Annotated in this window: 23 protein-coding genes and 1 pseudogene; 10 read left to right on the top strand and 14 right to left on the bottom strand. The window is 60.3% G+C overall.

Annotated elements, in window-relative coordinates; all coding sequences use genetic code 11:
- The first annotated feature begins 91 nt into the window (after positions 1-91).
- From DQ393_RS31045 to DQ393_RS31015, 7 genes are read left to right on the top strand one after another with little or no spacing between them, the layout of a single operon-like run.
- Positions 92-1,123, top strand: coding sequence for a prephenate dehydratase domain-containing protein (locus DQ393_RS31045; protein ID WP_112345524.1), 1,032 nt, complete (start codon positions 92-94; stop codon positions 1,121-1,123).
- A complete protein-coding gene (locus tag DQ393_RS31040) occupies positions 1,120-2,547 on the top strand; it encodes an FAD-binding oxidoreductase (RefSeq protein ID WP_112345523.1) in 1,428 nt (475 codons plus the stop codon). Before DQ393_RS31045 ends, DQ393_RS31040 begins: the two co-directional genes overlap by 4 nt.
- Before the next feature lie 35 nt (positions 2,548-2,582).
- On the top strand, positions 2,583-3,803 hold the full coding sequence (locus DQ393_RS31035; protein ID WP_112345522.1) for an alpha-hydroxy acid oxidase: 1,221 nt from the start codon (positions 2,583-2,585) through the stop codon (positions 3,801-3,803).
- A 37-nt stretch (positions 3,804-3,840) separates the two neighbouring features.
- On the top strand, positions 3,841-4,821 hold the full coding sequence (locus tag DQ393_RS31030; protein WP_210209448.1) for an ABC transporter substrate-binding protein: 981 nt from the start codon (positions 3,841-3,843) through the stop codon (positions 4,819-4,821).
- Positions 4,818-5,750, top strand: coding sequence for an ABC transporter permease (locus tag DQ393_RS31025; RefSeq protein WP_112345520.1), 933 nt, complete (start codon positions 4,818-4,820; stop codon positions 5,748-5,750). The genes DQ393_RS31030 and DQ393_RS31025 overlap by 4 nt, the downstream gene beginning before the upstream one ends.
- The gene (locus DQ393_RS31020; RefSeq protein ID WP_181592471.1) at positions 5,750-6,547 is read left to right on the top strand and encodes an ABC transporter ATP-binding protein; all 798 of its coding nucleotides are present in this window, start codon (positions 5,750-5,752) and stop codon (positions 6,545-6,547) included. The genes DQ393_RS31025 and DQ393_RS31020 overlap by 1 nt, the downstream gene beginning before the upstream one ends.
- A gap of 55 nt (positions 6,548-6,602) precedes the next feature.
- Positions 6,603-7,154, top strand: a complete 552-nt coding sequence (locus tag DQ393_RS31015) for a MarR family winged helix-turn-helix transcriptional regulator (RefSeq protein WP_112345518.1) — start codon at positions 6,603-6,605, stop codon at positions 7,152-7,154.
- An 85-nt stretch (positions 7,155-7,239) separates the two neighbouring features.
- Here the strand turns inward: DQ393_RS31015 and DQ393_RS31010 are convergent, their stop codons facing one another.
- Positions 7,240-7,983: an SDR family NAD(P)-dependent oxidoreductase gene (locus DQ393_RS31010; RefSeq protein ID WP_112345897.1), complete on the bottom strand. Its 744-nt coding sequence runs from the start codon at positions 7,981-7,983 to the stop codon at positions 7,240-7,242.
- A gap of 532 nt (positions 7,984-8,515) precedes the next feature.
- Here DQ393_RS31010 and DQ393_RS31000 point away from each other — a divergent pair.
- A complete protein-coding gene (locus DQ393_RS31000; protein WP_112345516.1) occupies positions 8,516-10,306 on the top strand; it encodes an ABC transporter ATP-binding protein in 1,791 nt (596 codons plus the stop codon).
- A gap of 182 nt (positions 10,307-10,488) precedes the next feature.
- Here DQ393_RS31000 and DQ393_RS30995 read toward each other — a convergent pair whose 3' ends face one another.
- Positions 10,489-11,400, bottom strand: a complete 912-nt coding sequence (locus DQ393_RS30995; RefSeq protein ID WP_112345515.1) for a helix-turn-helix transcriptional regulator — start codon at positions 11,398-11,400, stop codon at positions 10,489-10,491.
- A gap of 738 nt (positions 11,401-12,138) precedes the next feature.
- Between DQ393_RS30995 and DQ393_RS30990 the strand changes: the two genes are divergently transcribed.
- Positions 12,139-12,756: a response regulator transcription factor gene (locus DQ393_RS30990; RefSeq protein ID WP_112345514.1), complete on the top strand. Its 618-nt coding sequence runs from the start codon at positions 12,139-12,141 to the stop codon at positions 12,754-12,756.
- A gap of 181 nt (positions 12,757-12,937) precedes the next feature.
- Here DQ393_RS30990 and DQ393_RS30985 read toward each other — a convergent pair whose 3' ends face one another.
- The 5 genes from DQ393_RS30985 to DQ393_RS30965 all read right to left on the bottom strand — a co-directional run bounded on the left by DQ393_RS30985 (position 12,938) and on the right by DQ393_RS30965 (position 16,999).
- Entirely contained in the window at positions 12,938-13,513 is a 576-nt protein-coding gene (locus DQ393_RS30985; RefSeq protein ID WP_112345513.1) for a helix-turn-helix domain-containing protein, read from the bottom strand.
- A gap of 334 nt (positions 13,514-13,847) precedes the next feature.
- Positions 13,848-14,915, bottom strand: a complete 1,068-nt coding sequence (locus tag DQ393_RS30980) for an MBL fold metallo-hydrolase (protein ID WP_112345512.1) — start codon at positions 14,913-14,915, stop codon at positions 13,848-13,850.
- A gap of 171 nt (positions 14,916-15,086) precedes the next feature.
- Positions 15,087-15,326 (bottom strand): DUF2188 domain-containing protein, encoded by a 240-nt coding sequence (locus DQ393_RS30975; RefSeq protein WP_112345511.1) that lies wholly within the window; start codon positions 15,324-15,326, stop codon positions 15,087-15,089.
- 291 nt (positions 15,327-15,617) lie between these two features.
- The gene (locus tag DQ393_RS30970; RefSeq protein WP_112345510.1) at positions 15,618-16,832 is read right to left on the bottom strand and encodes an MFS transporter; all 1,215 of its coding nucleotides are present in this window, start codon (positions 16,830-16,832) and stop codon (positions 15,618-15,620) included.
- Positions 16,829-16,999: a hypothetical protein gene (locus DQ393_RS30965; RefSeq protein WP_181592456.1), complete on the bottom strand. Its 171-nt coding sequence runs from the start codon at positions 16,997-16,999 to the stop codon at positions 16,829-16,831. Before DQ393_RS30965 ends, DQ393_RS30970 begins: the two co-directional genes overlap by 4 nt.
- Positions 17,000-17,221: 222 nt before the next feature.
- On the opposite strand from DQ393_RS30965, the gene DQ393_RS30960 reads away from it, so the two are divergent.
- Positions 17,222-18,676 carry a cyclic nucleotide-binding domain-containing protein gene (locus tag DQ393_RS30960; protein WP_245430542.1) on the top strand — a complete coding sequence of 485 codons (1,455 nt, stop codon included), beginning with the start codon at positions 17,222-17,224 and terminating at the stop codon, positions 18,674-18,676.
- A 317-nt stretch (positions 18,677-18,993) separates the two neighbouring features.
- Here DQ393_RS30960 and DQ393_RS30955 read toward each other — a convergent pair whose 3' ends face one another.
- The 7 genes and pseudogenes from DQ393_RS30955 to DQ393_RS34030 all read right to left on the bottom strand — a co-directional run.
- Positions 18,994-19,674, bottom strand: a complete 681-nt coding sequence (locus tag DQ393_RS30955) for a YoaK family protein (RefSeq protein WP_112345509.1) — start codon at positions 19,672-19,674, stop codon at positions 18,994-18,996.
- 110 nt (positions 19,675-19,784) lie between these two features.
- Positions 19,785-20,765, bottom strand: coding sequence for an alpha/beta fold hydrolase (locus DQ393_RS30950; protein WP_112345508.1), 981 nt, complete (start codon positions 20,763-20,765; stop codon positions 19,785-19,787).
- A gap of 129 nt (positions 20,766-20,894) precedes the next feature.
- Positions 20,895-22,295, bottom strand: a complete 1,401-nt coding sequence (locus DQ393_RS30945) for an alginate export family protein (RefSeq protein ID WP_112345507.1) — start codon at positions 22,293-22,295, stop codon at positions 20,895-20,897.
- Positions 22,296-22,350: 55 nt separating this feature from the next.
- The gene (locus DQ393_RS30940; protein ID WP_112345506.1) at positions 22,351-23,250 is read right to left on the bottom strand and encodes a glyoxalase; all 900 of its coding nucleotides are present in this window, start codon (positions 23,248-23,250) and stop codon (positions 22,351-22,353) included.
- A gap of 10 nt (positions 23,251-23,260) precedes the next feature.
- A complete protein-coding gene (locus DQ393_RS30935; protein WP_112345895.1) occupies positions 23,261-23,716 on the bottom strand; it encodes a DoxX family protein in 456 nt (151 codons plus the stop codon).
- Between the two features lie 162 nt (positions 23,717-23,878).
- Positions 23,879-25,861 (bottom strand): amidohydrolase, encoded by a 1,983-nt coding sequence (locus DQ393_RS30930; protein WP_112345236.1) that lies wholly within the window; start codon positions 25,859-25,861, stop codon positions 23,879-23,881.
- A pseudogene (locus tag DQ393_RS34030) lies at positions 25,861-26,012 on the bottom strand (DUF1427 family protein); the annotation flags it as partial. The gene DQ393_RS30930 and the pseudogene DQ393_RS34030, both read right to left, overlap by 1 nt.

Here is a 26,012-nt window from a genome sequence, read left to right as displayed (position 1 = left end):
TGGATGAGCGATGACAGGCGCTCGACGCGGGACGGCACAATACCGCCCGCGGCGTGACCTGGCGTGCACAAATTTCCTTCGGAGATCGCCTATGACTTCGACCGCCGCAAACCCTGGGTCCCAGACCCCTTCCCCCGCGATCCCTTTCGATCCGAATGCAAGCGCATCGCATCCGGTTGGCACGAAACTCGGCTCGGACACAACAGTCCATAAGGTCGGCTATAACGGTCGGCCCGGTGCATTCGCGGATGTTGCCTGCCGAACAGCGTTCCCATTCGCGGACCGCATTGCCCTGCCGAGCTTGGAGACCACGATCGCCAGCACCGTCCGCGGTGAAGTCGACCGGATCCTCCTGCCATGCGAAAACAGCCTGGTCGGGCGCGTGCCGGATGTGCACAGAATCGTGCCCGACAGTGGTCTGCATATCGTCGGCGAGCATTTTCAGCGCGTCGAACATTGCCTGATGGCACCGGCGGGCGCATCGCTTGCAAGTATCAGGAGGGTGCGTTCGCATCCCGTGGCACTTGGTCAGGTCAGCCGGCTTATCGCAGCGCTCGATCTCGAGGCCATCGCCGCGCCGACGACATCCCACGCCGCCGAGCTGGTGGCCTCCTGCGAGGATCCGAGCGAAGCCGCGATTGCTTCGGATCTCGCCGCCGACCTTTACGGATTGGATATCCTCAAACGCAATGTCGAAGACGATCCGCATAACACGACGCGGTTTTATGTGCTGTCTGCCGAACCTCAAGCGGCCGAGCAGAAAACACAGCTTCTGACGACGATCGTCTTCCGCACACAGAACCGGCCGGGCTGCCTTTACCATGCCATTGCCGGATTTGCCGAAAACGGCATCAACATGACCAAGATCGAAAGCTACCTTGTCGGCGGGCAATTCGTGCCGTCCCGCTTCCTCTGCGAGTTCGAGGGCGATCCGGCCACACCGGAGGTGGCCGATGCGCTCGATACTCTCGCCCGCCATGCTCGGGAGCTGGTCGTGCTCGGGACATTTCCGATGGCGAGCCGCCATCTGCGCAACCGCAGCGAGGAACATCTCTCGTCATGGGGGACCAAGCCTCCGGCCGCCTTTCGATGGTCCGATAGCCAGCAGGAGGCGGGACGATGACGATCGCAGTGAACCACCACGGACGCCATGGCGATCTTGTCGACGCCGCAATCACGAAGTTGAAGCTGCATTTTGGCGATCGGCTGACAACGGCGCCGGCCGTGCGTGACCAGCATGGCCATGACGTAAGCTGGCATCCGTCCTATCCGCCGGACGCGGTCGTTTTCCCTGATACGGCGGAGGAGGTATCGCGTATCGTGGCGACTTGCCACGCCTTTGACGTGCCGGTGATCCCGTTTGGGACCGGCACGTCCTGCGAAGGACATATTGCAGCCCTCATGGGTGGAATATGCATCGATCTCTCACGGTTGGATCGGATTTTGACGATTCGACCGGACGACATGACAGCGACGGTCGAGGCAGGCGTAACCCGCAAGCGCCTGAACGCTGAACTGCGCGATACAGGGCTGTTCTTTCCCGTCGATCCCGGCGCGGATGCCTCACTTGGCGGAATGGCCTCGACACGCGCCTCCGGCACGAATGCCATGCGTTATGGCACGATGAAAGACAACGTCGTTTCGCTCGGCGTCGTCCTGCCCAATGGTGATCGGATCCGCACCGCAAGCCATGCTCGGAAATCGGCTGCCGGCTACGATCTGACACGTCTCTGGGTGGGATCGGAAGGTACGCTCGGTATCGTAACCGACGTCACCGTCAAATTGCATCCGATTCCGGACCACATCGTTGCGATTTCGGCGAGTTTCTCCACGCTGGAACAGGCGGTCGGCTTCGTGCTAGTCGCGACCAGGCTCACCGACACCCTGGCACGCATCGAACTGCTCGATGAACTGCAGGTGGAGGCCGTCAATCGCTATTCAAAACTCTCCCTGCCGGTCGAGCCAACGCTTTTTATCGAACTGCACGGCAGCCGCGCGGCGGTCGAGGCCGCCTTGCCGTTCATCGAGGAGGAGGCGCGTGCCGCAGGCGCCAGTCGGTTCGATACCGCCGTATCGGCGGAGGCCAGGGGCCGGCTCTGGCAGGCACGCCATGATATCTGGTGGGCCAATCTTGCGCTACGTCCGGGCGCAAGTGCCCTTCCCACGGATAGCTGCGTCCCGGTATCGCGGCTTGTCGAGGCCATACTCGCCGCCAAGGATGACGTGCGGGATCTTGGCCTCCTCGCACCGATCTGCGGCCATGTCGGTGACGGCAATTTCCATCTTTGCGTCCTCTTCGATCCCGCCGATGCCGATGAGCGCCAGCGGGTTGAGGCTCTGACCAAGCGTCTCGCAGCCCGCGCCATCACGCTGCAGGGAACGTCGACCGGCGAGCATGGGATAGGCCACGGCAAAATAGCAGCGCTTGTCGCGGAGCACGGGCCTGCCATCCGGGTCATGGCCGCGATCAAACGCGCCATCGATCCTCACAACATCATGAATCCGGGCAAGATTTTCAATCTCGCCGAGGCGCCGCCTTTCAATTGAGCGAGATCCATAAACCAGGGAGGTAGTGAGAATTTATGTCCAATCCGCATGGTCCGGCATCGATCGCCGACTTCAGAACCGCCGCGCGGCGCGCATTGCCGAAAATGGTGTTTGACTTCTTCGACGGCGGCGCCGGCTCGGAGCTGACGCTGCGCGAAAACCGGGCGGCACTAGATCGGATCCGTCTCGTCGGCTCCGCCCCGGTCGACGTCGGCCTTCGCTCTGCCGCCATCTCGCTCTTTGGCAAGCCGCTCACAATGCCAGTCATCATCGGACCGACCGGACTGGCAGGCGCGGCTTGGCCCGCAGGCGACCAGGCGCTGGCCCGGGCCGCCGGACAGGCGGGAATCCCCTTTGTCATGAGTTCGGCGGCCAGCGCGACCATGGAAGCCGTGGCAGCCACCGGCGAAGGCAGGAAGTGGTTTCAGCTCTACCTGTTCCGGGACCGCGAGGTAAGCCTCAGGCTCCTGAAGCAGGCCGAAGCGCTGGGCTTCGAAGCGCTCGAGATTACCGTCGACAACGCCATTCCCGGCAGACGGTTGCGCGATGCCCGCAATGGCTTTTCGCTGCCGTTCCGCTGGACGCCCAGAAAGCTCCTGAGCCTTGCGGCCCATCCCGGATGGGCCTTGCGAATGGCCATGACCGGCGCTCCACGCCTGAAAGTCATGGAAGCCGGGTTCGACCTCAAATCCGCAGGAACGATTGCCGAGGTGATGGAACAGCAGCTCGACCCGACCGTGTCCTGGGACGATATCGCCTTCATACGGGATCGCTGGAAGGGACCGCTGATCCTCAAGGGATTGCTCAATCCGAGGCAGGGCAGCCGGGCAGCCGAGCTTGGGCTTGACGGCATCGTGGTCAGCAATCACGGCGGCCGGCAACTCGATGGAGCCGTCGCGAGTATCGACATCCTGCCGGAATTCGTCAGCGCCGTCGGGGGCAAGCTCGCAATCCTGGTCGACAGCGGCTTTCGCAGCGGCACCGATGTTGCCAAGGCGCTGGCGCTTGGAGCAACGGCCGTGCAGCTCGGACGTGCGACACTCTACGCCTTGGCAAGTGGCGGCGAGAATGCCGTGTTCAGAGCCCTTGCCATCATCGCCGCCGAACTCGACGTCGCCCAGGCAATGATGGGTGCGCCCACCATTGCCGATCTTCGACCTTCCAAGCTTCGCCTTCCTCCAATGCTGTTGCGGCCCGAGCAGGTTTCCGCCCGCGAACCCATGTCACCCCGCCCGCAGTCACCATTTGCCGCCTGACCCGTCATTGCCAAAACCTTACAAGGAGATTGCTCCGGTGAAACGCAGAACCGCTTTCGTACACGCACTGACCCTCTCGGCCCTGCTCCTGTCTTTCTCCGCCACGGTCACCACTGCGGCGAACAAGACAGTGGCGCTGACCTATATCGTCGAGCATCCGGCCATCGATGCGGCCCGCAAAGGGATCGTCGATGCACTGGCCGATGCCGGCTTCGTCGACGGCAAGACCGTCACGCTCGACATCGCAAGCGCTCAAGGAAGCATGCCGACGCAGACGCAGATCGCCAAGACATTTGCCGGCAAATCGCCCGACGTGATCGTTGCCATCTCCACACCGTCTGCCCAGGCCTGCCAGGCCGCAGCCAAAGGAGCAATCCCGATCGTCTTCTCGGCTGTGACCGATCCCGTCGCCGCGAAATTGGTCAAAAGCTTCGCTCAACCAGACGGCACGCTGACCGGAACCAGCGACAAGCAGCCTCTGAACCTGACCTTCGAACTGATCCATAAACTGACGCCAACGGCAACGAAGATCGGCGTCCTCTATAATGCTGGCGAGGCCAATTCCGTCGCACAAGTGGCTGAGATGAAAACCGAGGCGGCGAAGATCGGCATGAGTATCGTCGAGGCGACGGCGGCACAGTCGGCCGCGGTGCCGGACGCCGCCCGCAGCCTCGTCGGCAAGGCCGATGTGATCCTCCTGCCGACCGACAGCACGGTGGTTTCCGCTGTCGAAAGCGTGGTCAAGGTCGGCGTCGACGCGAAGATCCCGGTCTATGCCAGCGACACCAATTCGGTCGAGCGGGGTGCGATGGCTGCACTCGGATTCAATTATTACAAGCTGGGACGGCTGACGGGCGAGATTGCCGCCAAAGTTCTGAACGGCACAAAGCCGGGCGACATCCCGGTCGGAACGCTGGAGAGCGAGGATCTCTACCTCAATCTCGCCTCGGCCAAGAAGATGGGCGTCACTCTCTCTGAAGCCATGACACAGAGCGCAGCGAAGGTGATCGACCAATGAGCCTGATTGCCCTTTCCGGCGCCTGCGAAGCAGGCCTGCTGTTTGCCCTCGTTGCCCTTGGCGTCTATCTCTCGTTCCGGGTGCTCGATTTTCCGGATCTAACTGTCGACGGCAGTTTCCCGCTCGGCGCGTCGGTCGCGGCATCGACCATCATGGCGGGCGTGCCGCCCATCATCGCAACGCTCCTCGGATTTGCCGCGGGCGCGTCTGCGGGCTTCGTCACGGCGTTCCTGTCGGTCCGGTTGAAGATCATGAACCTTCTCGCAGGGATCCTGACCATGGTCGCATTGTTCTCGATCAATCTGCGCGTCATGGGTAAGCCGAATGTTTCACTTTATGGGACCGATACCATCTTTTCCTGGATCGACGGGATCGCAGCGCTCGGGGTCTGGGCCAATACGGTATTGCTCCTCTGCATCATATTGGCCGCAAAGATGTTCGTAGACTGGTTCCTTGCCACGCAAATGGGTCTGGCCTTGCGTGCAACCGGCGCCAGCCCGAGGATGGCCGAGGCACAGGCCGTCGACAACGGCCGCATGGTCATGCTCGGCATGGCCCTCGCCAACGGTCTCGTCGGACTTGCCGGGGCGCTTTATGCCGAAAGCCAGGGCGTTGCCGATGTCTCGATGGGTATCGGCACGATCGTCACCGGTCTTGCCGCCGTCATTATCGGCGAAACGGTCGTCGGTGCAGGATCGGTCGCACGAGCCACGTTCGGCTGTATCCTCGGTGCATTGATCTACCGGCTGGTTATTGCCCTGGCGCTCGACGGCGGCGTGATCGGAATCCAGGCACAGGATCTCAATCTGGTAACCGCATTGGTCGTTGCCGTCGCCGTAATGATTTCGAAAACGCGGTTGAAGAAGCTGCCCTCCATAAGGCGTACCCGGCTGCCTGAGCCATCGAAAGCAGAAGGAACGGCCTCATGATGCTGATTCTCGATACGATATCGGTCACGTTCAACCCGGGGACAGCTCTCGAAGTGGCCGCACTGCGCAGCCTGTCCCTGGCGATCCCACAAGGGCAGTTCGCAACCGTCATCGGCAGCAATGGTGCCGGAAAGTCGACGCTGCTTTCGGTCATTGCCGGCGCTACTCCGCCCGATCGGGGTCGGATCGTCATCGACGGCGTCGACGTTACGCGGTTGTCGACCCAGGCACGGGCGCGATTCATCGGCCGCGTCTTCCAGGACCCCCGGGTCGGAACCTGCGAGGCTCTTACGGTTGAGGAAAATCTCGCGCTCGCTTCCGCGCGCGCTGGGCGGCGCGGACTGTCCCTCGCTCTCGGCCGCCGGAATGGACGCGCGCGGTTTGAAGAACAGCTTTCCAGTCTCGGTCTTGGACTTGAAAGGAAGCTCAAGGCGGGGATCGGCACGCTTTCCGGCGGCCAGCGACAGGCGGTAAGCCTGCTGATGGCGACACTGCTGCCGATGAAGCTGCTTCTTCTCGACGAGCATACGGCAGCGCTCGATCCCAAGGCAGCGTCGCGCATCCTGGCGCTTTCGGCTGAGATCAGCGAACGTCAGCACCTCACCACGCTGATGGTCACGCACAGCATGCGCCATGCCCTCGACTATGGCGAGCGCACCATCATGATGAGCGGTGGACGCATCGTGCTTGACGTCGCGGGGGATGAACGGGCCGGCTATGATGTACCCGGCCTGATCGCCTTGTTCGGAGCGGCGAGTGGCGGCGAGATTGCCGAGGACAGGCTGCTGCTCGCTTGATTGCCGCCGCGATCGGCCGCTTGTTTTCGAAACTTCGCTGGAATATAGCTGCAATATGCAATTAAAAAATGATCAACCTGATAAGGGGCTGGCGGAGGAACGCGAGGATGGGACGGCGGTAAAGCCGGCCTTTCGGCTGGATCGCTGGGTACCCTATCGAATGTTTCTCGTGGCAAGTAGCACCGCCGAGCTGCTCGCGTCCTACTACGGGCCAAGATATGGTTTGTCGCAAGCGTCGTGGCGAATTCTCGCAATCGCCGGCGGCCGACCCGGGCTTTCGAGCAAGGAAATCTGTCATGCCGGTGCGCTGGATCAATTCGCCGTCAGCCGCGGCATAGCGCAACTGGTCTCTTTAGGTTTTGCCCGGCGCAATGCCGGTGCCGGTGACCGGCGGTTTTCTGCGGTCGAACTGACAGCCGAAGGCTACAAGGTGCTCGAAGAGATCGTATCCATCGGCCAGGCCATGGAAGCGCGTATACTCGAAAGTCTATCCGAGGGTGAACGCGAGGCACTGCATGCCATGCTTGATCGCATCGAAGATGCCTGTGCCGGAGCGGTTGCCCGCGGCTGGCAGGCTGTCGTGGCCGACGTCAAACCTGGAACCTGAACACCTGGTTCGGATCAGCACTATGAATTAATGGCAGCCGTTTGCGCCGAGCGGCACGGCAATGCCATTCGGTGCAAACAGAGCGTCAGTGGTGACAACAGTCCAGAGCCGCCTCAGCTATCGGCGGAACATAAGCGGCAAATTCCCGCTCGAGAGCCTTGATGACGCTGGTGTGCCAGCCATCTGCAATGCGTTCGGAATAGGGGTCTGGAAAGATATCCTCCTCGCCTCTTTCGAAGCCGTTGAATATTCCGGCTGCCACCAGGCCGGGCGGCGACTTCGGCACCTCGAAGCCGCGTGTCATGTCGGTATCGACGGGCCCGGTGAAACAATTATGTACCGTGACATCGTGCGCTGACAGGAGCGCTCGAAAGGCCTGCATCAAATTATGTGCCGCCGCCTTCGAAAGCGAATAGGCCGGCGTGGAGGCGACCGGCACGAGCGCCGATAGCGAGAGGTTGTTGATGATAGCGCCTTTCGATCGCATCAATGCAGGAAGAAAGGCCTGAGTCACTTTCAGCGGCCCGAAGAAATTGACCGCCAGATGGCGATTGATGATGTCAGCGTCGCCGAGATCGTCAGGCATGAAGATGCCGGCATTGTTGATGAGGATATCGAGCTTCCCGATCGTCCCGACGGTCTCCCGGACGTCGCGCTCGTCGGTTATGTCGAGTTTGACGAAGGTGACGCGTTCATCGTCATGACGCTGCTCGCTACGCGACCCCGAATAGACACGCTTTGCACCGCGCCGCAGCGCTTCGTCCATAAGAGCCCGGCCGATGCCGCGATTGGCGCCTGTGATCAGGACCGTTTTGTTTTCGATGTTCAAGACATGCTCCTGTAACTGACCGCCCATCAGGAGGGGTTTCCTGATGATCGTCGAGAAGCTTAGTCCCGGGCAGCCGATACATGGGAGTAACAAGGTTGGCGGGATTTCTGAGGTGTCTGCCGATGACTGGACCGCCGGATCGCTGCGCGACCGGCAGCCTACGCGGCGCGCCAGCGACCATCGGTTCGATCAGGCGGATGCGCCGAAATGGTGTGGCATTCGGGCATCATTCTCCGCAAAGTAGAAAATATTGGGTTGGCAAAAACGAAATAGTTCGGTACAGAATTCCTACCGCAGCAGATCAATCACAGGAGGCGTTGCATGACATCAGCATTCATCGAAACCCTCCCGTCCGGAATGATCCGACACTAGGTCATTTCCATTCGCGGCCCGCCACAGGGCGCGACATGCGGTTTTTAATTTCCTTCACAGCTCGATCGATCTGCCGGGATTAGTTCGTCTCCCGTGCGACTGTGTCTATTAACTCTCGATTTTGGGGCCGACTGCCAAATACGGAGTCGGACTGGTTAAAATGACTCGCAAGAAGCTCGACTTCCGCGCCGATGCTTATCGCAACGTACTCGGCTTTGTTTTTCGTCAGTGGGCCTATCGCCCTGCGCTGGTGGGCATCATCATCCTGCTGGTAATCGCCAGCACGCTGGCTGAAGTTCTGGTGCCGGTATTTTCCGGCCAGATTGTCGATGCGATTGCCGGCGGCGATGCGGCTGGCGATGCAATACGTGCCTTCGCTGTCGTTGCGACCCTGGGCCTGACCAGTGTCACCTTGCGCTGGTTCATCTTCAACGGGATCATACGGCTGACGTTGCGCATCATGGCGGATGTGGTCAATAATGGCTTCCACAAGGTCCAGCGGTTCTCGACCGATTGGCATGCCAATAGTTTCGCCGGCTCGACGGTACGCAAGATCACCCGCGGTATGTGGGCGCTCGATTCTCTCAACGACCTGCTGCTCGTAGCCCTGCTGCCTTCGATCGTCATGCTGGTGGGCGCGAGTATCGTGCTGGGCACTTATTGGCCGATCATGGGCCTGATCGTGGCTGCCGGATCGCTGATCTATATCGGCGTGACCGTGATGCTTTCGGTGGGCTTCGTGTCGCCGGCGGCGAAGCTTGCCAATGCCTGGGATACCAGGCTCGGTGGTGCTCTGGCTGATGCCATCAGCTGCAACTCGGTGGTGAAGGCTTTCGGTGCTGAAATCCGTGAGGAGGAACGCTTGCGCCACGTATTGGCCAAGTGGGACAAGCGAACGCGACGGACCTGGAAGCGCGGGACACTGAACGGCACGATCCAGGGCTTCATGATGGTCTTCATGCAGGCCGGCATTCTTGGTACCGGTCTTGTCATGTGGCAGCGGGGGCTGGCGACGCCCGGCGATATCACATTTGTCCTGGCGATGTTTTTCGTCCTGCAGGGATATCTGCGTTCGGTGGGGCAAGACATTCGAAACCTGCAGCGCGCTGTCAACGACATGGAGGAACTTGTCCTGCTCGACAAAACGCCGTTGGGCATCGAGGATAAGCCGAACGCGAAGGCCATCACGATCGGTGAGGGCGAAATCGTGTTCGATCGCGTCACTTTCCAGTACGGTGCCCATCCTACCCCGCTCTACGACGATTTCTCGGTCACGATCAAACCGGGAGAGCGGGTCGGATTGGTGGGACATTCGGGCTCGGGCAAGACGACCTTTGTCAAGCTCATCCAGCGCCTCCATGACGTGAAGTCCGGTTCGATCCGAATCGACGGACAGGATATCGGCCAGGTCAAGCAATCGAGCCTGCGTGGCCAGATCGCTATCGTGCAGCAGGAGCCCATCCTGTTTCATCGCACTCTGGCCGAAAACATCGCCTATGGCCGGCCAAACGCGTCCCGGCGTGAGATCGAGAATGCAGCGAAACAGGCCAGTGCGCATCGCTTTATCATGGACCTGCCGAAGGGCTATGAGACGATGGTGGGCGAACGCGGGGTCAAGCTGTCGGGAGGCGAGCGTCAGCGTGTCGCCATCGCGCGGGCATTTCTGGCTGATGCACCCGTGCTGATCCTGGACGAGGCGACCTCCAGCCTGGACAGCGAAAGCGAAGTGCAGATCCAGCAGGCCATGGAGCGCCTGATGGAGGGTCGTACGACACTCGTGATCGCGCACCGCCTATCGACGGTGCGGGCGCTCGACCGGCTGCTGGTTTTCGACAAAGGAAAGATCGTCGAAGAAGGCGACCATCAAGCACTCATCCGGCTTAACAACGGCATCTATCGCCGACTGTTCGAGCGGCAGGCGCTCGAACTGACCAAGGGACTGGTGGCATGAGCCGTAGCACTTGAGCTTCCGACCAAATTGCTGACGTGAAGATCCAAGTGCCTAGTTTCGGCGGCGGGCGCCAGCGGTAGCCATAGGCCCCGCCCGCTCGCCCTACGCCGTGTCCCCTTGGGAACTGGGAGGATATCCCTCTTGATCACGGCATGCCGTATAAATAGGGCAGGCCGTCGTTTTCACTGAGGCCTGACGCCAGCGGCACTTCGCCATGCTTCAGGTGTGACGGTCATCGATCTTGTAAACGCGGCAACAAAATTGGGGACGTCCGGATATCCGCAGGCAGCGGCGACGTCCGCGACAGAGAACGCTCCATTCCGAAGCAACAGACAAGCGCGCTCCAGACGTGCTTGCCGAAGCCATTCGTTGGGCGTCATCCCGGTCGTCTCACGGAAGGCGCGGATGAAAGTGAATCTCGGCAGACCGCAGAGCGAAGCGATCTCGCCGATCGAAATCTCAGCGGGAATCCGGCTGCTCAGAAGCTCCTTTGCGAGATCCTCCTGCTTCTTCGAGAGAGTCAATCGACGATCTGTCGTCCGAAGCCGACCGTTCCCGTAGCTGTGGGCCAGGTGAACACCAATCGCCGCGGAGATCTGGTCCACAAAGAGGCGATTGCTCTGGTGCCTTGCTCCACACTCAAGTAGCGTGCGTAACAATCCAGCTAGCAGCGCATCCGGGCGCGCGGTGGTAATGGCGAGGGTGTCAACGTCTCCCAAGTCGGACGCTGCAGCGATTTCCTGAAGATCCGAGCCCGAAATTTCCGCCAGAATGAAATCAAACGAGCCGCTCAGATCGGCTTTGTAGGGCTCGCGCAGATCACGGACATAGATATGATCCTCTCCAAAATCGTAAACGGTCGAGCGTCGCTCGTCAAAAATCCTTCTTCGATGCCCGCCCTGGACCGAGAGGCCAATTAGATAACCATCGGTGCCCGGGGACGTGGTGACCCTCCCCGGTGCCGTTTTCGATGCTTTTCTGAAAAAGGTCATGTTGCCGGCAAAAAGCTGCCAGTCCTCGTCGAGTCCCGCCACGGTACATCCGAAGGAATCCCTTTTATGCTGGGCTTCAGCGCCAAGACCTTCCCCTGTCATCGGCTTTGCCTTTCGGTTTCGACGGAACTCGGGTGGCGTTTAGCCCACCATTGTCTAGCGACCTATAACGCGACACCCACGCCAAATCTATATGTCCGCACTCGAGCCGCGCATCAAATTAGCCGTCAATTTTGAAGGAAAGGCTTGTTCTTTGGCGCATAGCTCCGTCTTGTAAATTCCACCTATGGTGCGGCCGAAATCGCTGTGATAGCGTCCGGATAGTTCAAAAAACTTCAGTTCTTCCAATGGAGTAAGACGGATGCCAAACTTGACCGTCCGCGACGACACGCGTCTTTACTACAAAGACTGGGGTAGCGGCCCACCTGGCGCCTCGATCTTTCGCCCACACGTCCGCTGGAAGGCGGACAAGGCGTAGATCCTGCACGTGATCGTCAATCTCGCCCTGAATGCCACCCAGGCAATGTCGGACGGACAGGCGTGGAACAGGACGTTGTGTATTGGCACTCGGCAGCGCGCCACCCATGGCTGGATGTCGACGACAGCGAACCGGAATTGATCCCCATAATCGCGAGCGACTTTTCGAGAGTTTTTTCTCAACCAGAGAAACCGGCGTCGGCATGGGTCTTGCCCGTATCGAGCTCCAATCGACGCCCCCTTGGGGCACATTTCAGCTTGGCCTTCCCGCGGAGCAGACGCGCACGAACGGATCGCTGATCAACAATGCGCAGGATGACGGTGCTCCCGAAAGATCGGCTTTGGTCTCAACTCGGTTTGGATATGAATACGACACCAATTGTGCATGTCATCGATGATGACCGGGGCTTGCGTCTTTCGCTCGACAGCTTGCTTCGGTCGGTCGGCTTGAAAACAGTGCTGCATGAAACGATTCCGAATTTCTCTGTTTTCACGGAATCGGTTGGCCCATGCTGTGCGCTCGTGGACGTACGTCTTCCCGGCTTCAGCGGTCTCGATTTCCAGGACCAGCTTTTGAAGAGCGAGAAGTCCATCCCTTTGATCTTCATGACCGGTTTTGGAGATATCCCGATGACGGTCCGCGCCATGAGGGCCGGTGCCATAGACTTTCTTCCAAAGCCCTTTCGAGATCAGGATATGCTTGACGCTGTGTCACGAGCACTGGAGGTCGACCGGCAGCGACGGTCGAAGGATTCCGAGGTCTCGTCACTGCGAGCACGCTACGAGGATCTGAGCTCGCGCGAAAAGGAAGTGATGGCGCTGGTCACGACCGGGCTGATGAACAAGCAGATCGCCGGGCGACTGTCGCTGAGCGAGGTTACGGTCAAGATTCATCGTGGATCGGCGATGCGCAAGATGGGTGCTCGCACGCTGGCCGACCTCATCAAAATGGCTGAAATACTCAGGCTGAACGAGCCCTGATCTGCCTCATTCGGCAATCACGCGATTTCCCTCAGGCTTGATGCGAACTCTTCGAAACCCAACGGCTGCAAATTTCTTTCACTTTTGAAGTAGTCCGGACGCAAAGCGAACGTCGCCTAAATTGGCCATTCGTCCTCGCGCTGGACCTGCGTCAAAGCAGCGCCTTGACGGCATCATTCCCTCATGCGGCGACCGCCCGACTTCCGGGGCTCGCCATGCATCGACGCCAGGCGCTCGGCGTCGTTCCGGTCACACGCCGGAAAATGCGCGAGAGATGAGCCTGGTCGGCCAGCCCGCAGTCCAGCGCAATCTCGCAGAGCGGGGCGTCACTGTTCAGCATGCGATGCTTTGCAAATTCCACCCTGCGTTCGATGACATAATTATGGGGAGACGTACCGAAGGTCACCTTAAACGCGGCGGAAAAGTAGCTGGTGCTGAGCTTTACGACCTGCGCGAGCTCATCGAGCGCAATCGGGTGGGAAATGCGATCTTCAATGTAGTTCTTCACGCGATTGATCTGCCAGGGAGCAAGGCCGCCGGCCGAATTGCGCGAGCGCTCGGCGGGTTCGACCGGGATCGAGAACGGCTTCAGCAAACGGGAAGCCTGCTTTATGAGAGCGATGGCGATCGTCTTGTCCTTTTCGACACAGCGGATCGCGCACAAAAGAAGGGAAGACACCTCCTCCGCTGTTTCCGTCGCGACGTTCTTGAAAGTGATGGGGGAAGCGTTCTGGGTGAAAACAGCGGCGGCGGACATCGTCAATCTCCAATGTGACCCTTCAAATTCTTGATAAGGTCATCTTGAAACGGACAGGCCGCCGGCGAAATCGTACACTGATCCGGTTTCCAGCATACATGCGTCCTACCGGATCATACCAAGGTATTATCGGCGCAAAATGGATGAAAGAAGGTTCGATCGATCACGCCTCGAACCCGTTGATCTACGGACGATCTGAGCGAGCCCTCGGCTGGCCAGCACACCAACCCAAACCTGCCCAACCGCAAAGGCAAGGCGCCGCAAGCCTACGACACCTCGCCTCATCCAAGAGCCCATCATACCGACGCCCTTCATCCGCGCCTTGAGGTTGCGTTCAGTTTGCGCCTGCTGGAGCAGCGTCGTAATTGGCGGGGATCCAGAAGAAGTGGCCGTCCTTCGCCTTCACATGACCGAGGCCCGGGAAGGAGATGTGGGCGGCTCCGATCCAATAGCCCTTCTGTGCGGCGTCGGCGAAGATCGCGAGCCGCTCGCTTTCGGCCATTTCGGCATCGCCGTCATAGGCGACGGTCACGGCAGGGTCAGGGAACTGCACGGCGCCGACATGAACGATATCGCCCCACAACAGCAATTTGGCCCCGTTGCTTTCGACCTCGAAGAAGCTATGGCCGGGCGTGTGTCCGGGGCTGGCGATCGGCTTGATGCCGGGGGAAAGTTCCTCGCCATAGGTGAACGGTTTGAAACGGCCAGCGTCGATATAGGGCTTCAGAGATGCCTTGGCGCCTTCGAACATCGATTTCAGGAGCTCTGGCGCCGCCGCTTCATTGGCGTCCTTCAGCCAATAGTCGGCATCGGTCTGGCTCACCCTGACGATGGCGTTCGGAAAGGCGATCTTGCCGTTCGGTGCCACGCCGCCGACGTGATCGGCATGCAGATGGGTGAGATAGATCTCATCGACCTGATCGGGCACGTAACCGGCCGCCCGAAGATTCTCGATGAGGTGGCCGCAGCAACCGCCGTAGAGGCTGCCCGCACCGCTATCGACCAGGATAAGCTTCGATCCGGTATTGATCAGGAAGGCGTTGATCGATCCGGCGACCGGAACGGCGAGATTGCTTTCGGCAAGCAGCGCATCTGCCTCGCCTGGGGAGGACTGGTCTAGCGGCACGCTCTGCCCACCGGTCGACAATGTCTTGGTGAGGACCTTGTGGACCGGGAATGCATGCGTGCCATCGGAGAGCGCGGTGATTTCAAAATTGCCGAGGGTCATGCGGTAAAAGCCGGGGGCTTGCGTGCCGACTTTCGAGGCTGCGGCCAGCGCATATCCATTCAACAAAGTGACGGCGAGGACCGAGCAGAGGGCGAACAGCGCAAGGCTCAAGCCCAGGTCCACAGCTCTCCGTTGCCGGCTGAAGGAGCCAGCTAGGAAATCTCGGTATCTCATGAATTTCTCCTGATTATTAATGGGACATACTGCTTCATCGCGCTGTGCATCGTTGCTCGGCGTCGCAATTAATTCGGAATGGAGAGATGGAGCCGTGGAACCAGAGAAGCTGGGAAACCGGAGCGTCGGCCCACCGGGCGCCTGTGAGCTCCGGAACCCTACGCCGCGGTGCTACTCGTTAGCGACATCGACTTCAGGACGATCGCCGGCTTCGACATGTTCCCGATGCCATGAACCGTCCTCGGATTGGAAAAGGATCTCCGCATCGTGGCCCCCAAGCTGCTGCCGGCGAGCGGCGCGATGGGCTGCGGCGCGTGCTGCCGCATGGCTCGGATAGGGCTCCGACCAGACGCCGTCCAGTCGATGAGCCCAGCCCCCGTCATGCTGGCCAATGTGATATGTCAGATGCATCGATACGCTTCCTTTTCATAGTGATCTCTCCGGAGGCTCAGTCTCCGGGCAGCGAAGCAGTGCGACAAGCTCTTGTCGAACGGCCTGCAGGCCTCCTGTGTTCTGAACCATTCGTAGGGAAAGCTGATCCATCGGTATTGTCAGTTTCTCCGTTCCATGGACGTTTCACCTGCCGATGTCGGCAGCAGTGGCAGATTGATTATCGATGGCGGCATCTGTCTCGAAGCTCTCGGTTATCGCGAACGTCCTGGGCCGGTCTTACGATCGACCCCATGCTGCATCCCGGTCACATCAGCACGCGTCGGATTTGCGAGCATGGCGGGCGGCGACCGCATTTCTGACCGCGTCAAGCAGAAGCGTTGCCAAGGCCAGCGTTGCGACCGTCGCGACGCCCAGATCCACCGCTGAAGAGAGACCTGCCCAGGTCGCGATCTTGCCCAGTAGCAGGGCCACGACCGCCTGGACGAGATAAGCAACGAGGAACAGCGCCGAGAGCGTCGCGCCTCTATGAGTCACGGGAGCAGCGGCATTGATCAGCGAAAGTCCCCCGAGGAGGAGCAGGCTGTAAGCCATCCCACTGCCGATTTGGGCAACAGTATAGAAGACCAGCGAGTGCAGGACCGCGGCGATCGCCAACAGCCCGGAGGAAACGATGGCAATGGCACTACCCGCGAGCATGACCCTGCTCGGCTTTACACCCCGCGCCGGAATTGTGGCGATGGCGGAAGAGATCGCAAAAAGCGCGATGGTCCCGCCATTGACGAGGGCGTTTTGAGAGGCGATGACATCCCGCGCCACCTGTGCATCAAGGGAAAGCGTCATGGCGCCAAGCACATAAGAGGCTGTTACCGCCGCCGTCGCCGTCACGAAAGTCGCAAACAATCCGTTCGGGATTGCGGGGATTCTTGGGCGCCAACGGCCGGCCGGTCGCGATGCCGTGCGGTTCGGGAGTCTCCAGGTCGTAACCATGAGCATGGCGAGGACGACGGCAAGAACCGCGAAATTCAGCCGCGTCGGCAGCGGCGCATATTCGATCAGCGCACCGCCGACAAGGGCGGCGCCGATCATGCCGAATGCCTGGGCGGCCGCTGTCATGCTACCGGCTTGCGAGGCCCGGGCCGGTGCGCTGAACTCGACCACGGCTGCAGCCGACGGCCCCGCGGACAGGCCTACGCCAACGCCCATGAAAGCCCTGCCGATGAAGATCCAGTCAACGTCCGGCGCCAGCGCAAATATGACCGAACCGACGAGCGAAGCCGCAAGGCCGAACAGCATTGCTTCCCGTCGCCCGATATAATCCGAGACATTGCCGAAGACGACGAGCATGAGGACGACGAAGACGGGATAGACGGCGAAGATCGCCGTTGTGGTGAATGTCGTCAGGTGCCATTCCTGCGCATAAAGCGGATAGGTCAGAGCCGGGGCCGCGCTGGTCCAGATCGTGTGGGCGACGACCGCCGCGGCCGTCAGAAAGCTCGCCTGCCTTCCAAAAACCTTGCGGCTCATGATCGTGCCTCCGTCACAGGGCTCGGCTGGAAATGCGTGCCCGCGCCGACATCGACAAGAATGCCGTCATTCGTGGTGACGTTAAGCGGAATGTTGGGACCCTCGGAGAGCACAGTGATATCGAACCGACCGTGCTTGAAGGTGTGGAATGCAACTGGCTTGTTCATTTGCCGAACTCCTGTTTCGATGAACAAGATGTCGGCCAATTCGATTGAGATTGAAATTGTCTACGTGGACTATGCATTGTTCATTATTACTGAACGATAGAACGCCAAAATTCATTGAAATCGCCAAGACGCCGTTCGGAAATTGGGGTATTGATCGCGGGCTGCTTCCCGGGCCACACGATGCAATATTTTTTTGATCCCATTATACAATTCTTGCTTCTTGTGGTTGTCCTCGCTGCGGCGCATTGGCTGCTGCCGAGGCACAGGGCTGCCCGTTTTGCCACCGATGTCGCTTTTTTTGCCACGTTGACCGCTATTCTGCTGGCCAAAGGCGTAGCGCCCTACTCCGAAACGCCGCCATCATCAGATCTCTGGCACCGCCTGTTTTACGGCCTCGCAAAAGCAATCTGGTGGCTCGGCGGCGCGATGATGCTCGTCAGCTGCGTCAGGCTGTTCCTGATCTTCGAGCGCCGCCCCCGGGAAGCACGATTCGTCCAGGACCTGATCGCCGGGATCATTTATGTCGGGGCCGTTCTTTCGGTAGTAGCCTATGTCTTCAGCGTGCCGGTTGGCACGCTGATCGCCACATCCGGCGTGTTTGCGATCGTCCTCGGTCTTGCGATGCAAAGCACGCTTTCCGATGTCTTTTCCGGTATCGCGCTCAATCTGGGCCGTTCGTACAGCGTCGGAAACTGGATCATTCTCGAAAGCGGGGTGCAGGGTCGCGTCATCGAGACCAACTGGCGCGCGACACATCTATCCAACGCGACGAACGATCTTGTCGTCGTTCCCAACAGCGCACTCGCCAAGTCACAATTGGTCAACCTCAACAGTCCCGACGAGACCCACGGCATTACCATGTCGATCAAACTCGCCCCGACCCGGACGCCTGCGACAATGGCGAGGTTGCTCGAGACGGTCACGCTGGGAAGCAATCATATGATGCGCATTCCGGATCCCTTGGTCTCGATCATCAGCCTCACCAAGGAGGTCATCGAATTCGAGCTTGCTTTCCGAATCCGCGACATATCCGAGACGACGGCAGCGAAAAACGAGATCTACGATCTGGTATACCGGCATGCGCTGGCGGCTGGAATTCCGCTCGCAAGTAGTATCGTATTCAGCGCGGCGCCCGCAGCAGAGTCGACGATCGGTTCGGAGGAAGGGTCTGAGAAGGCATTGCGGCTCATGGCGATGCTGCCGCTCTTTTCCGCCCTCACCGAAATAGAGCGTGAGACGCTTTCCAAATCTGCGACCCGCCGAACTTACGCCAGAGGGACAGAGATCATTCCGCAGGGAGAACACGCGCAGGCGTTGACGCTTGTCGAAAGCGGCGTCGTGAATGTCGTTCGCCACGAAAATGGTCGAGACTTAGAGCTCAATCGGCTATCGCCTGGTGATTTCTTCGGCGAGCGTGGTCTCTTGATCGGCGCGGAAGAACCCGGCCGCATCATCGCGTTGACGCCGGTCGTTGCCTGCGAGATCGGACGTGATCAGCTTTGCGAGATCTTGCGGCAACGCCCGGCTCTTGCTGAAGACATCGGCGCAACGCTCGCTGGCCGCCTCGAGCAGGAAAGACGCCTGCATGGGGAAGGCAGCACGCCATTGCTGCACGCGCAGACATTGACCAGCCGCATCCGTCATCTCTTCCAGTTGCCGCATTCGCCGGTGGCCTGACGGAACATGGCCAGATAAGGCCAGCGCCTCCAGTGATCACCAGTGCTGATCGCTGGATCAAGCGGTCTTTCCCTCGAAGGTGGGATACGGTGTGCATGAGCTCGAAGTTATGGTCGACCGCGCGCTCCAGCTTATCGACTTGGAGGCTCTGAGGCCACTCGGGCTGGATGTTTCCAGGTATGGGCAGCTTTCCTACGACCGCGTAGGCGACGAATATCCGCGATCGCAGGACATTGCTGAAAGCGTCCTAAGCGGGCCTTTGTTAGATCTATCGCACATGCTGGCTCGAGATGTTGCGTTTTCGCGGCGCATGCCGATCAATCGCCTTCGGGCGTTTCAACATGCGCAAAGAGTGCCAGGGCAGCCAGGACGGCAGGGACGGCAAAACTCCAGACGGGCGAGAAAATGAATGCCAGCGCCCCAATAGCACAGCCCAGTGCGAAGGCGATAACGGCGAGCACCATCCGCTTCAGACGCGAGTAGGCTGCGGCGGTGCTCTCCGAACGGCCGCCCATGGCGATATCGGCAAGATCGAGCATGATCTGGGTCGTCGTTCCGGTCATCAGGGTCGACGGAGGAGACTTCGCCAGATGAACGCGGTGAATGCCGTTCTGCACTGCCATGGCGGCAACAAGGATCATGCCGATTGCAAAGGCGGTCGGACTGTTCGGATCGCCGAAGGGACCGTATGCCAAGGCGATCGCGGCAGCAACGATAAGCAGCACAAGCTTGACGACGAGAAGAGGACGCAGGACCGGTCGACCGCCTCGCTTCAGCGCCAGCCCGACGATACGAGAGGCGAAGACGACGGCGCAGAAAACCGGAAGTGCGAGGAGCTTGGACAGGGTGCCTCCCGTACCCAAGGCTAATGATGCGCCCAAGGTCACGAAGTTGCCGGTCACATGGGCGGTAAACAGCCCGCCCAACGCCAGGAAGCCGACAGTATCGACATATCCTCCGTTGAAGCTGAGGAGGAGAGGAAGCGGAACAGCTTTCATTGGCGGAGCATCCTGGATATCTCGGTAAAGTGCTCCGGCACTCCGGGCACTGCTTTAATGGGCGGCCTGCCGCTGCACTCGAGCTCAGCGGCAGGCCCGGATCGTGTTCGTCAGGCCTTGATGAAGGCGAGCAGGTCCGGATTGATGACGTCGGCATGCGTCGTCAGCATGCCATGGGGGTAGCCCTTGTAAACCTTCAGCGTGCCGTTCTTGAGCAGCTTGACGGAAAGTTCGGCGGAATCGGCGATCGGAACGACCTGATCATCGTCACCATGCATGACGAGGGTCGGAACGGTGATCTTCTTGAGATCCTCGGTCTGATCGGTTTCGGAGAAAGCCTTGATGCCGTCGTAATGGGCTTTTGCGCCGCCCATCATGCCCTGGCGCCACCAATTCTGGATCACGCCCTGGTAAACGGTCGCGCCCTCGCGGTTGAAGCCGTAGAACGGCCCGGCGGGGAAGTCGAGGAAGAGCTGAGCACGGTTTTCGGCCACGGCCTTGCGGATGCCGTCGAAGACTTCCATGGGCAGGCCACCCGGATTGGTTTCGGTCTTCAGCATCAGCGGTGGAACGGCGCTGACCAGCACGGCTTTGGCGACACGGCCCTGTGGCTGACCGAACTTGGCGACATAACGGGCGACTTCGCCGCCGCCTGTCGAGTGGCCGATGTGGACGGCGTTCCTCAGATTCAGATGTTCGGCGACTGCGGATGCGTCAGCTGCGTAGTGATCCATGTCGTGACCGCCGCTGACCTGCGAGGAGCGGCCGTGACCGCGGCGGTCATGGGCGACGACGCGATAACCGTGCTGAACGAAGAACAGCATCTGGGTGTCCCAGTCGTCCGAAGACAGCGGCCAGCCGTGATGGAAAACGATCGGCTGGGCGTCCTTCGGACCCCAATCCTTGTAAAAGATCTGTACGCCGTCCTTGGTTTCGACGAAGCCGGTGGTCATTGGAGATATTCCTTCAATTCTTGTGGGGGTGGCAGCGGAAAAGGCAAGAGATGGCATGGCTATGGCGGCGGAAAGGGTTGCGCCGGCCAGCAATGTTTGCCTGCGGGAAAACATTATCTCGATCGGATTGTCAGACATCTTGGTAACCTTTGGAGTGGACTTCGATTGCATAGCCTGTGAGCGCTGCTGCCTCTTGTCCGATACTTGTCCCATTTGGACAAAGCTCGGGTCGCCGCAGGCCGGCGAATGGGATCGCTTGAAATTCGATCACCAGGCGAAAGTCAGTTGAACGCCCAGATAATTGCCATCGTGACCGCCGGCTTTGCGGATGGCATCGCCGATCTCGTAGTGCACCGCCTCGATGGCGCCTGTCAGATTTGCATTGAAGGCATAGTCGAGCCTGATCTGCCCATAAGCTCCGGTCCAGGCGCCGCCACGGCCCGCCGTTCCTGCCAGAGGCTGGTTGGGCTGCACATAGATCGCATCTGCCGTGGTTTGCCGCCATTGAAGACCAACTGCCGCCATCAGCGTCATATTGTCCGTCGGTTTCACCGTTATTGAGGGCTTGAGGTGAATGAGGTTTGTATAGCCGGTGTAGCCGGCGAGCGCGAAATAATAGCCGTTCGGGAAAAGAGGATTGAAGGTGCCGACAGTACCATCGCCGGGATGGCGATCCCCTGAGGCCATATCGAACTGCAGACCCAGCCGCGGCGTCCAGGATGCATCCTCGAAGGTGTACCCCCCACGCGCGCCGATCGCCCAGGCTCGAATATCCTTATCGCCGACGGAACCCACCTGCCCCATCCCCTCGAGATCCCAATCGAGACCGTTCGAACTGCCGGCGAACCGGGTGTCGAATATGTGCCGGTCTTCGTCTCCGGATCCATCCAGGTAATGTGCGTTGCGCTTCTGATAGAGCGAATAGTAAGCGGAGAGCTCATTGGTTCCCAGGACCTGCCGTTCCACGCGCAACGTGCTGAAGCGGAAGTCGCCGTTCGATGTGTCGTCGAAGGCCTTGTCGTTTCGATATTGGACTGGCTGGCTGACGAAGCCGATGAAACGCCACGGCCCCGTCTCCCAATCCGCCCAGACAGCGTCGAAGGATTGCCGAACGTTCGGCCCGTCGCGCGAGGAAACGAAGCGCTGCAGGTCGAAAGCAAAATCCTGCCGGCCGACTCGGGCCTTGAAGGTCCCGGCATCGAAATCGTGTGAATAGGAGACGAATGCAAGCCGCAGATCCACTTTGTCGGCATCCGCCGGGCCGATCGAGCTTTTTCCGAATGCGCGATCATCTTCGAACTGCGTGAATACCTGCCAGTCCTCGAAGAGGTGCAGATCGATGTGGAATTGCGCTCGCTCGATCACATAGTTGTCACGCGCGACACCGCCGATTCCGAAACTTGGGGCGTTGTTTGTCTCGAACCGTTCTCGCAAATTCGCGCCGAACGATATGTAGGTTCCCGGATCACCAGGCGAAAACGGCAGATATTTCAGGCTGTCGAGCGGCTGCGTCCTGAGTGCAGGATCCGCCAGGACGGACCAATCCTCTTGCCAGCGGTTGCTCTTGATCGCGGGCCGCTTGACGGCTTTTGCCTCGTCAGCAGCAATTGCCGCCGTCGCTGACAAGGCCAGCAAGGCGGCGGCCGAAAGTAAGTGGCGTTCAATCATCTTTATACTCCCTCAAAGGCAGGGCGGCCGCGTCTGCGCGGCCGCTGCGCTGTCATCAGGGCTTCGTGATGGCATGAATTTCCGCCACATACCCGCCGGGGAATTCCACCATGGCGGCCCGGCGGCCACTCGACTGATAGGGGTCGACGAGAATCTTTGCGCCGCTGTCCTTGGCCTTCTGCAGGGTCGCGGCAAGATCCGGGACTTCGTAGCCCGTCATCTCATGGCCATAAGGAAAGGGCAGATGTCCGTCGGTGACGAGCACGGTCATCCTGCCGTACACGGATTCGATGCGGACGCGGCGGAACGTATCGTCGGGACGGCCGATCTCGACGCCGGGTGCCTTTTTATCGTCGGAGACAACCTTGCCCTTCGAGAAGGCGAGGAAACCCCTGACAAAGGCAGAGACGGCATCTGCCGACACATAGACGCGGTTGTCCGGCACGGTTTCGAAGGCCGCATAGTTCGGCTTGGTCGTGTGCCAGTAGATCTGCATGTTGACGCCGCCCGGCCACTGGATGACGGCGTCGCGGCCGATGGGATCGGGGAATGGCGACACGGTCACGCTGGCGCCGGCGGCACGGGCAGCGGCAACGGCCTTGTCCATATCGGTAACGAGATAGCCGGTGCGCTCGGCGCCGAAGGGATAGGGAATCGGCGTCTTGAAGCCGAACAGCGACACGGTGCCGACGGGAGTCTGCAGGAGTTGCGACGTCGTGCTGCTCGGGGTCGGCGTCACCGTGGCAACGACCTGCTTCGTACTTGCCCCACCGAAAGTCGCAAGGAAGCTCTGGGTGAAGGCGTCGACCTTGTCCGGCGCCACGTAAACATGCGTGGTGTCATATTGAGCGCCGACACCGACCTGCGGATAGGCATTGCGGGCCAGCGCGGGTGCGGCCGGCAGCGCAGTAAGGGCAAGAAGAAAAGCTAGTATTGGGAGCGGTCGTGAGATCACGTCTTAAGCCTCAGCGTTCGAGATGGGATTGAGATGGATGGGAGAGATCTAGCCAGGCGACGAGCAAAAAGCCGCCGGCGAGACCGAGATGTTCGAAGAAGGCGTTGGTCGCCATCATGCGGTCGATGCCGGGCGCCATTTCCCAGAAGCGGAGCGCGATGAAGGTTGCAAGAAGCGTAAAGCCAGCGAGCGCCAGGGCACCTGCCCAACGCAGGAAGCCTGAGATCACCATGGACGAAGCGGCAAGTTCGAAGACGATGACGGCCACTGCGAAGAAGGTGGCGGGATGGAGACCGAAATGATCCATCTCGGCCAGGGCACCGTTGAAGTCGAAGATTTTGGTGAGCGGACCTTGGACATAGGCTGCGCAAAGAGCCAACAGTGATACCGTCCGGATGACCGGAGAGCCGACGGCGCGTGCCAGACTGCTCCGGACTGGGTTGGACATATGAGATTGAAAGGTCATTTCAGCTCCTGCATGTTCGCCGTCGAGGCCGCTTTTGATGGAGCGATATTGGCTGGTAACCGCCACGCCAACAATTGCAGCAATAGTTTCGATTTAATTGCGGATTTGGCAATGATGAGGTGACGCTCGGGCGGCGGTGTGGCCGCCCGGGCTGGAGGCTGGTCAGACTGCCCAGCACGAGCAGCCGAGCGCACTGAAGAAGCCCTTGAGGTCGGCGACCGGAAGCTTCGAGGTCCAGGCACCAGCATGATCGTGGCCATGCACGCCGCAATCGGTGGCACATCCGCATGTGGAGATGGCGGTTCGGCGCAGCGAACGGGCACCCGCGCCTTCCGGTTCGCCCCAGGCCGCGTAGCCGCCGAAGCTGCGGACAGGAGACCAGTCCGGCATGGCGGGCGGGATGTCGTTCTCGTCGAGCGTCTTGAAGTCGCCTGCTCCATAGACGATCTTGCCGCCGACCATGGTCAGCTCCGAGACGAGGAAGGAGATCTCGTCCTCGGCGCAGGAGAAGAAGTCCTTGTCCGGCACCACGAGGTCGGCGAACTGGCCCTTCTCGATGCGGCCCTTCTTGCCTTCCTCGTTGGAGAACCAGGTGACCTTCTCGGTCCACATGCGCAGCGCCGTCTCGCGGTCGAGGCAGTTGGCGCGCGGGTAGAGCTGCATGCCGCCGACCGTCTTGCCAGTCACCATCCACGACAGCGAGACCCACGGATTGTAGGAAGCAACGCGGGTGGCGTCTGTGCCGGCCGAGACGTTGACGCCCTTGTCGAGCATGCGGGCGATCGGCGGCGTAGCCTCGGCCACGCCGTGACCGTACCGCTCCACGAAGTATTCGCCCTGGTAGGCCATGCGGTGCTGCGTGGCGATGCCGCCGCCGAGGGCCGCGATGCGGTCGATCGAGCGGTCCGAGATGGTTTCGGCATGGTCGAAGAACCAGTTCAGTCCTTCGAGCGGGATATCCTTGTTGACCTTCTCGAACACGTCGAGCGCACGCGAGATCGTCTCGTCATAGGTGGCGTGCAGACGCCAAGGCCAGCGGTTTTCTGCCAGAACGCGCACGACCTCTTCCAGCTCGCCCTCCATTTCCGGAGCCATCTCCGGACGGGGCTGGCGGAAATCCTCGAAGTCCGCGGCGGAGAACACCAGCATCTCGCCCGCACCGTTGTGGCGGAAGTAATCGTTGCCCTGCTTGTATTTGACCGAAGCGGTCCAGTTCAGGAAGTCCTGCTTCTCTTCCTTCGGCTTCTGGGTGAAGAGGTTGTAGGCGAGGCGCACCGTCATCTGGTTCTCGTCGGACAGCTTCTGGATGACGGCGTAATCGTCCGGATAGTTCTGGAAGCCGCCGCCGGCATCGATGACGCCGGTGACGCCGAGGCGGTTCAATTCCCGCATGAAATGACGGGTGGAGTTGACCTGGTAGTCGAAGGGCAGCTTCGGACCCTTGGCAAGTGTCGAATAGAGGATGCCGGCATTGGGCTTGGCCAGCAGCATGCCCGTCGGGTTGCCGTTGGCATCGCGGGTGATCTCGCCGCCGGGCGGGTTCGGTGTGTCACGGGTATAGCCGACGGCGCGGAGAGCGGCGCCGTTCAACAGGGCGCGGTCATAAACATGCAGCAGGAAGACCGGCGTGTCGGGCGCGACAGCGTTGATCTCCTCGATGGTCGGCAGGCGCTTTTCCGCAAACTGGTGCTCGGTGAAGCCGCCGACGACGCGCACCCACTGCGGTGCGGGCGTGATCGCCACCTGGCGCTTCAGCATGTCCATCGCATCGGCGAGCGAGCGCACGCCATCCCAGCGCAGTTCCATGTTGTAGTTCAGACCACCGCGGACGACATGGGTATGGTTGTCGATCAGGCCGGGCAGAACACGCTTGCCCTTGAGGTCGACGATCCTAGTGCCAGAACCAGCCAGCGCCATGATCTCGCTGTCGGATCCGACTTCCAGAAACAGCCCGTCCTTGATGGCGATCGCCGTCGCATTCGGATTGGTTCGGTCAAGGGTCGTCACGCGGCCATTGTGGAGGATCAGGTCGGGATGCATGGTGTCTACTCCGGTCGGGTTGGGATCGGCGGCGTTTGCCGGGGAGAAGAGGTTCGAGAACGCCAGGCTCGATGCGCCTCCAAGAAAGGATCGACGCGTCGTCATCAGCTTCGCTCCTCGGCATTGACCTTCGCCTGATGGGCAGTCTCGATACGATCGGTGCCTTTCGGCAGGTGGCCGAACATGTGCGGCTTGATCTGCTGCATCCAGGAGACGGCAGCCGGTTCCTTATTGATCAGCGTTTTGGCGAAAGGGA

The sequence above is a fragment of the Martinezella tropici genome, assembly GCF_003287875.1.
Lineage (GTDB): Bacteria > Pseudomonadota > Alphaproteobacteria > Rhizobiales > Rhizobiaceae > Rhizobium > Rhizobium tropici_C.
Note: the sequence above shows the minus strand (reverse complement) of the source record. Positions and strands in the feature narration are given on the sequence as shown.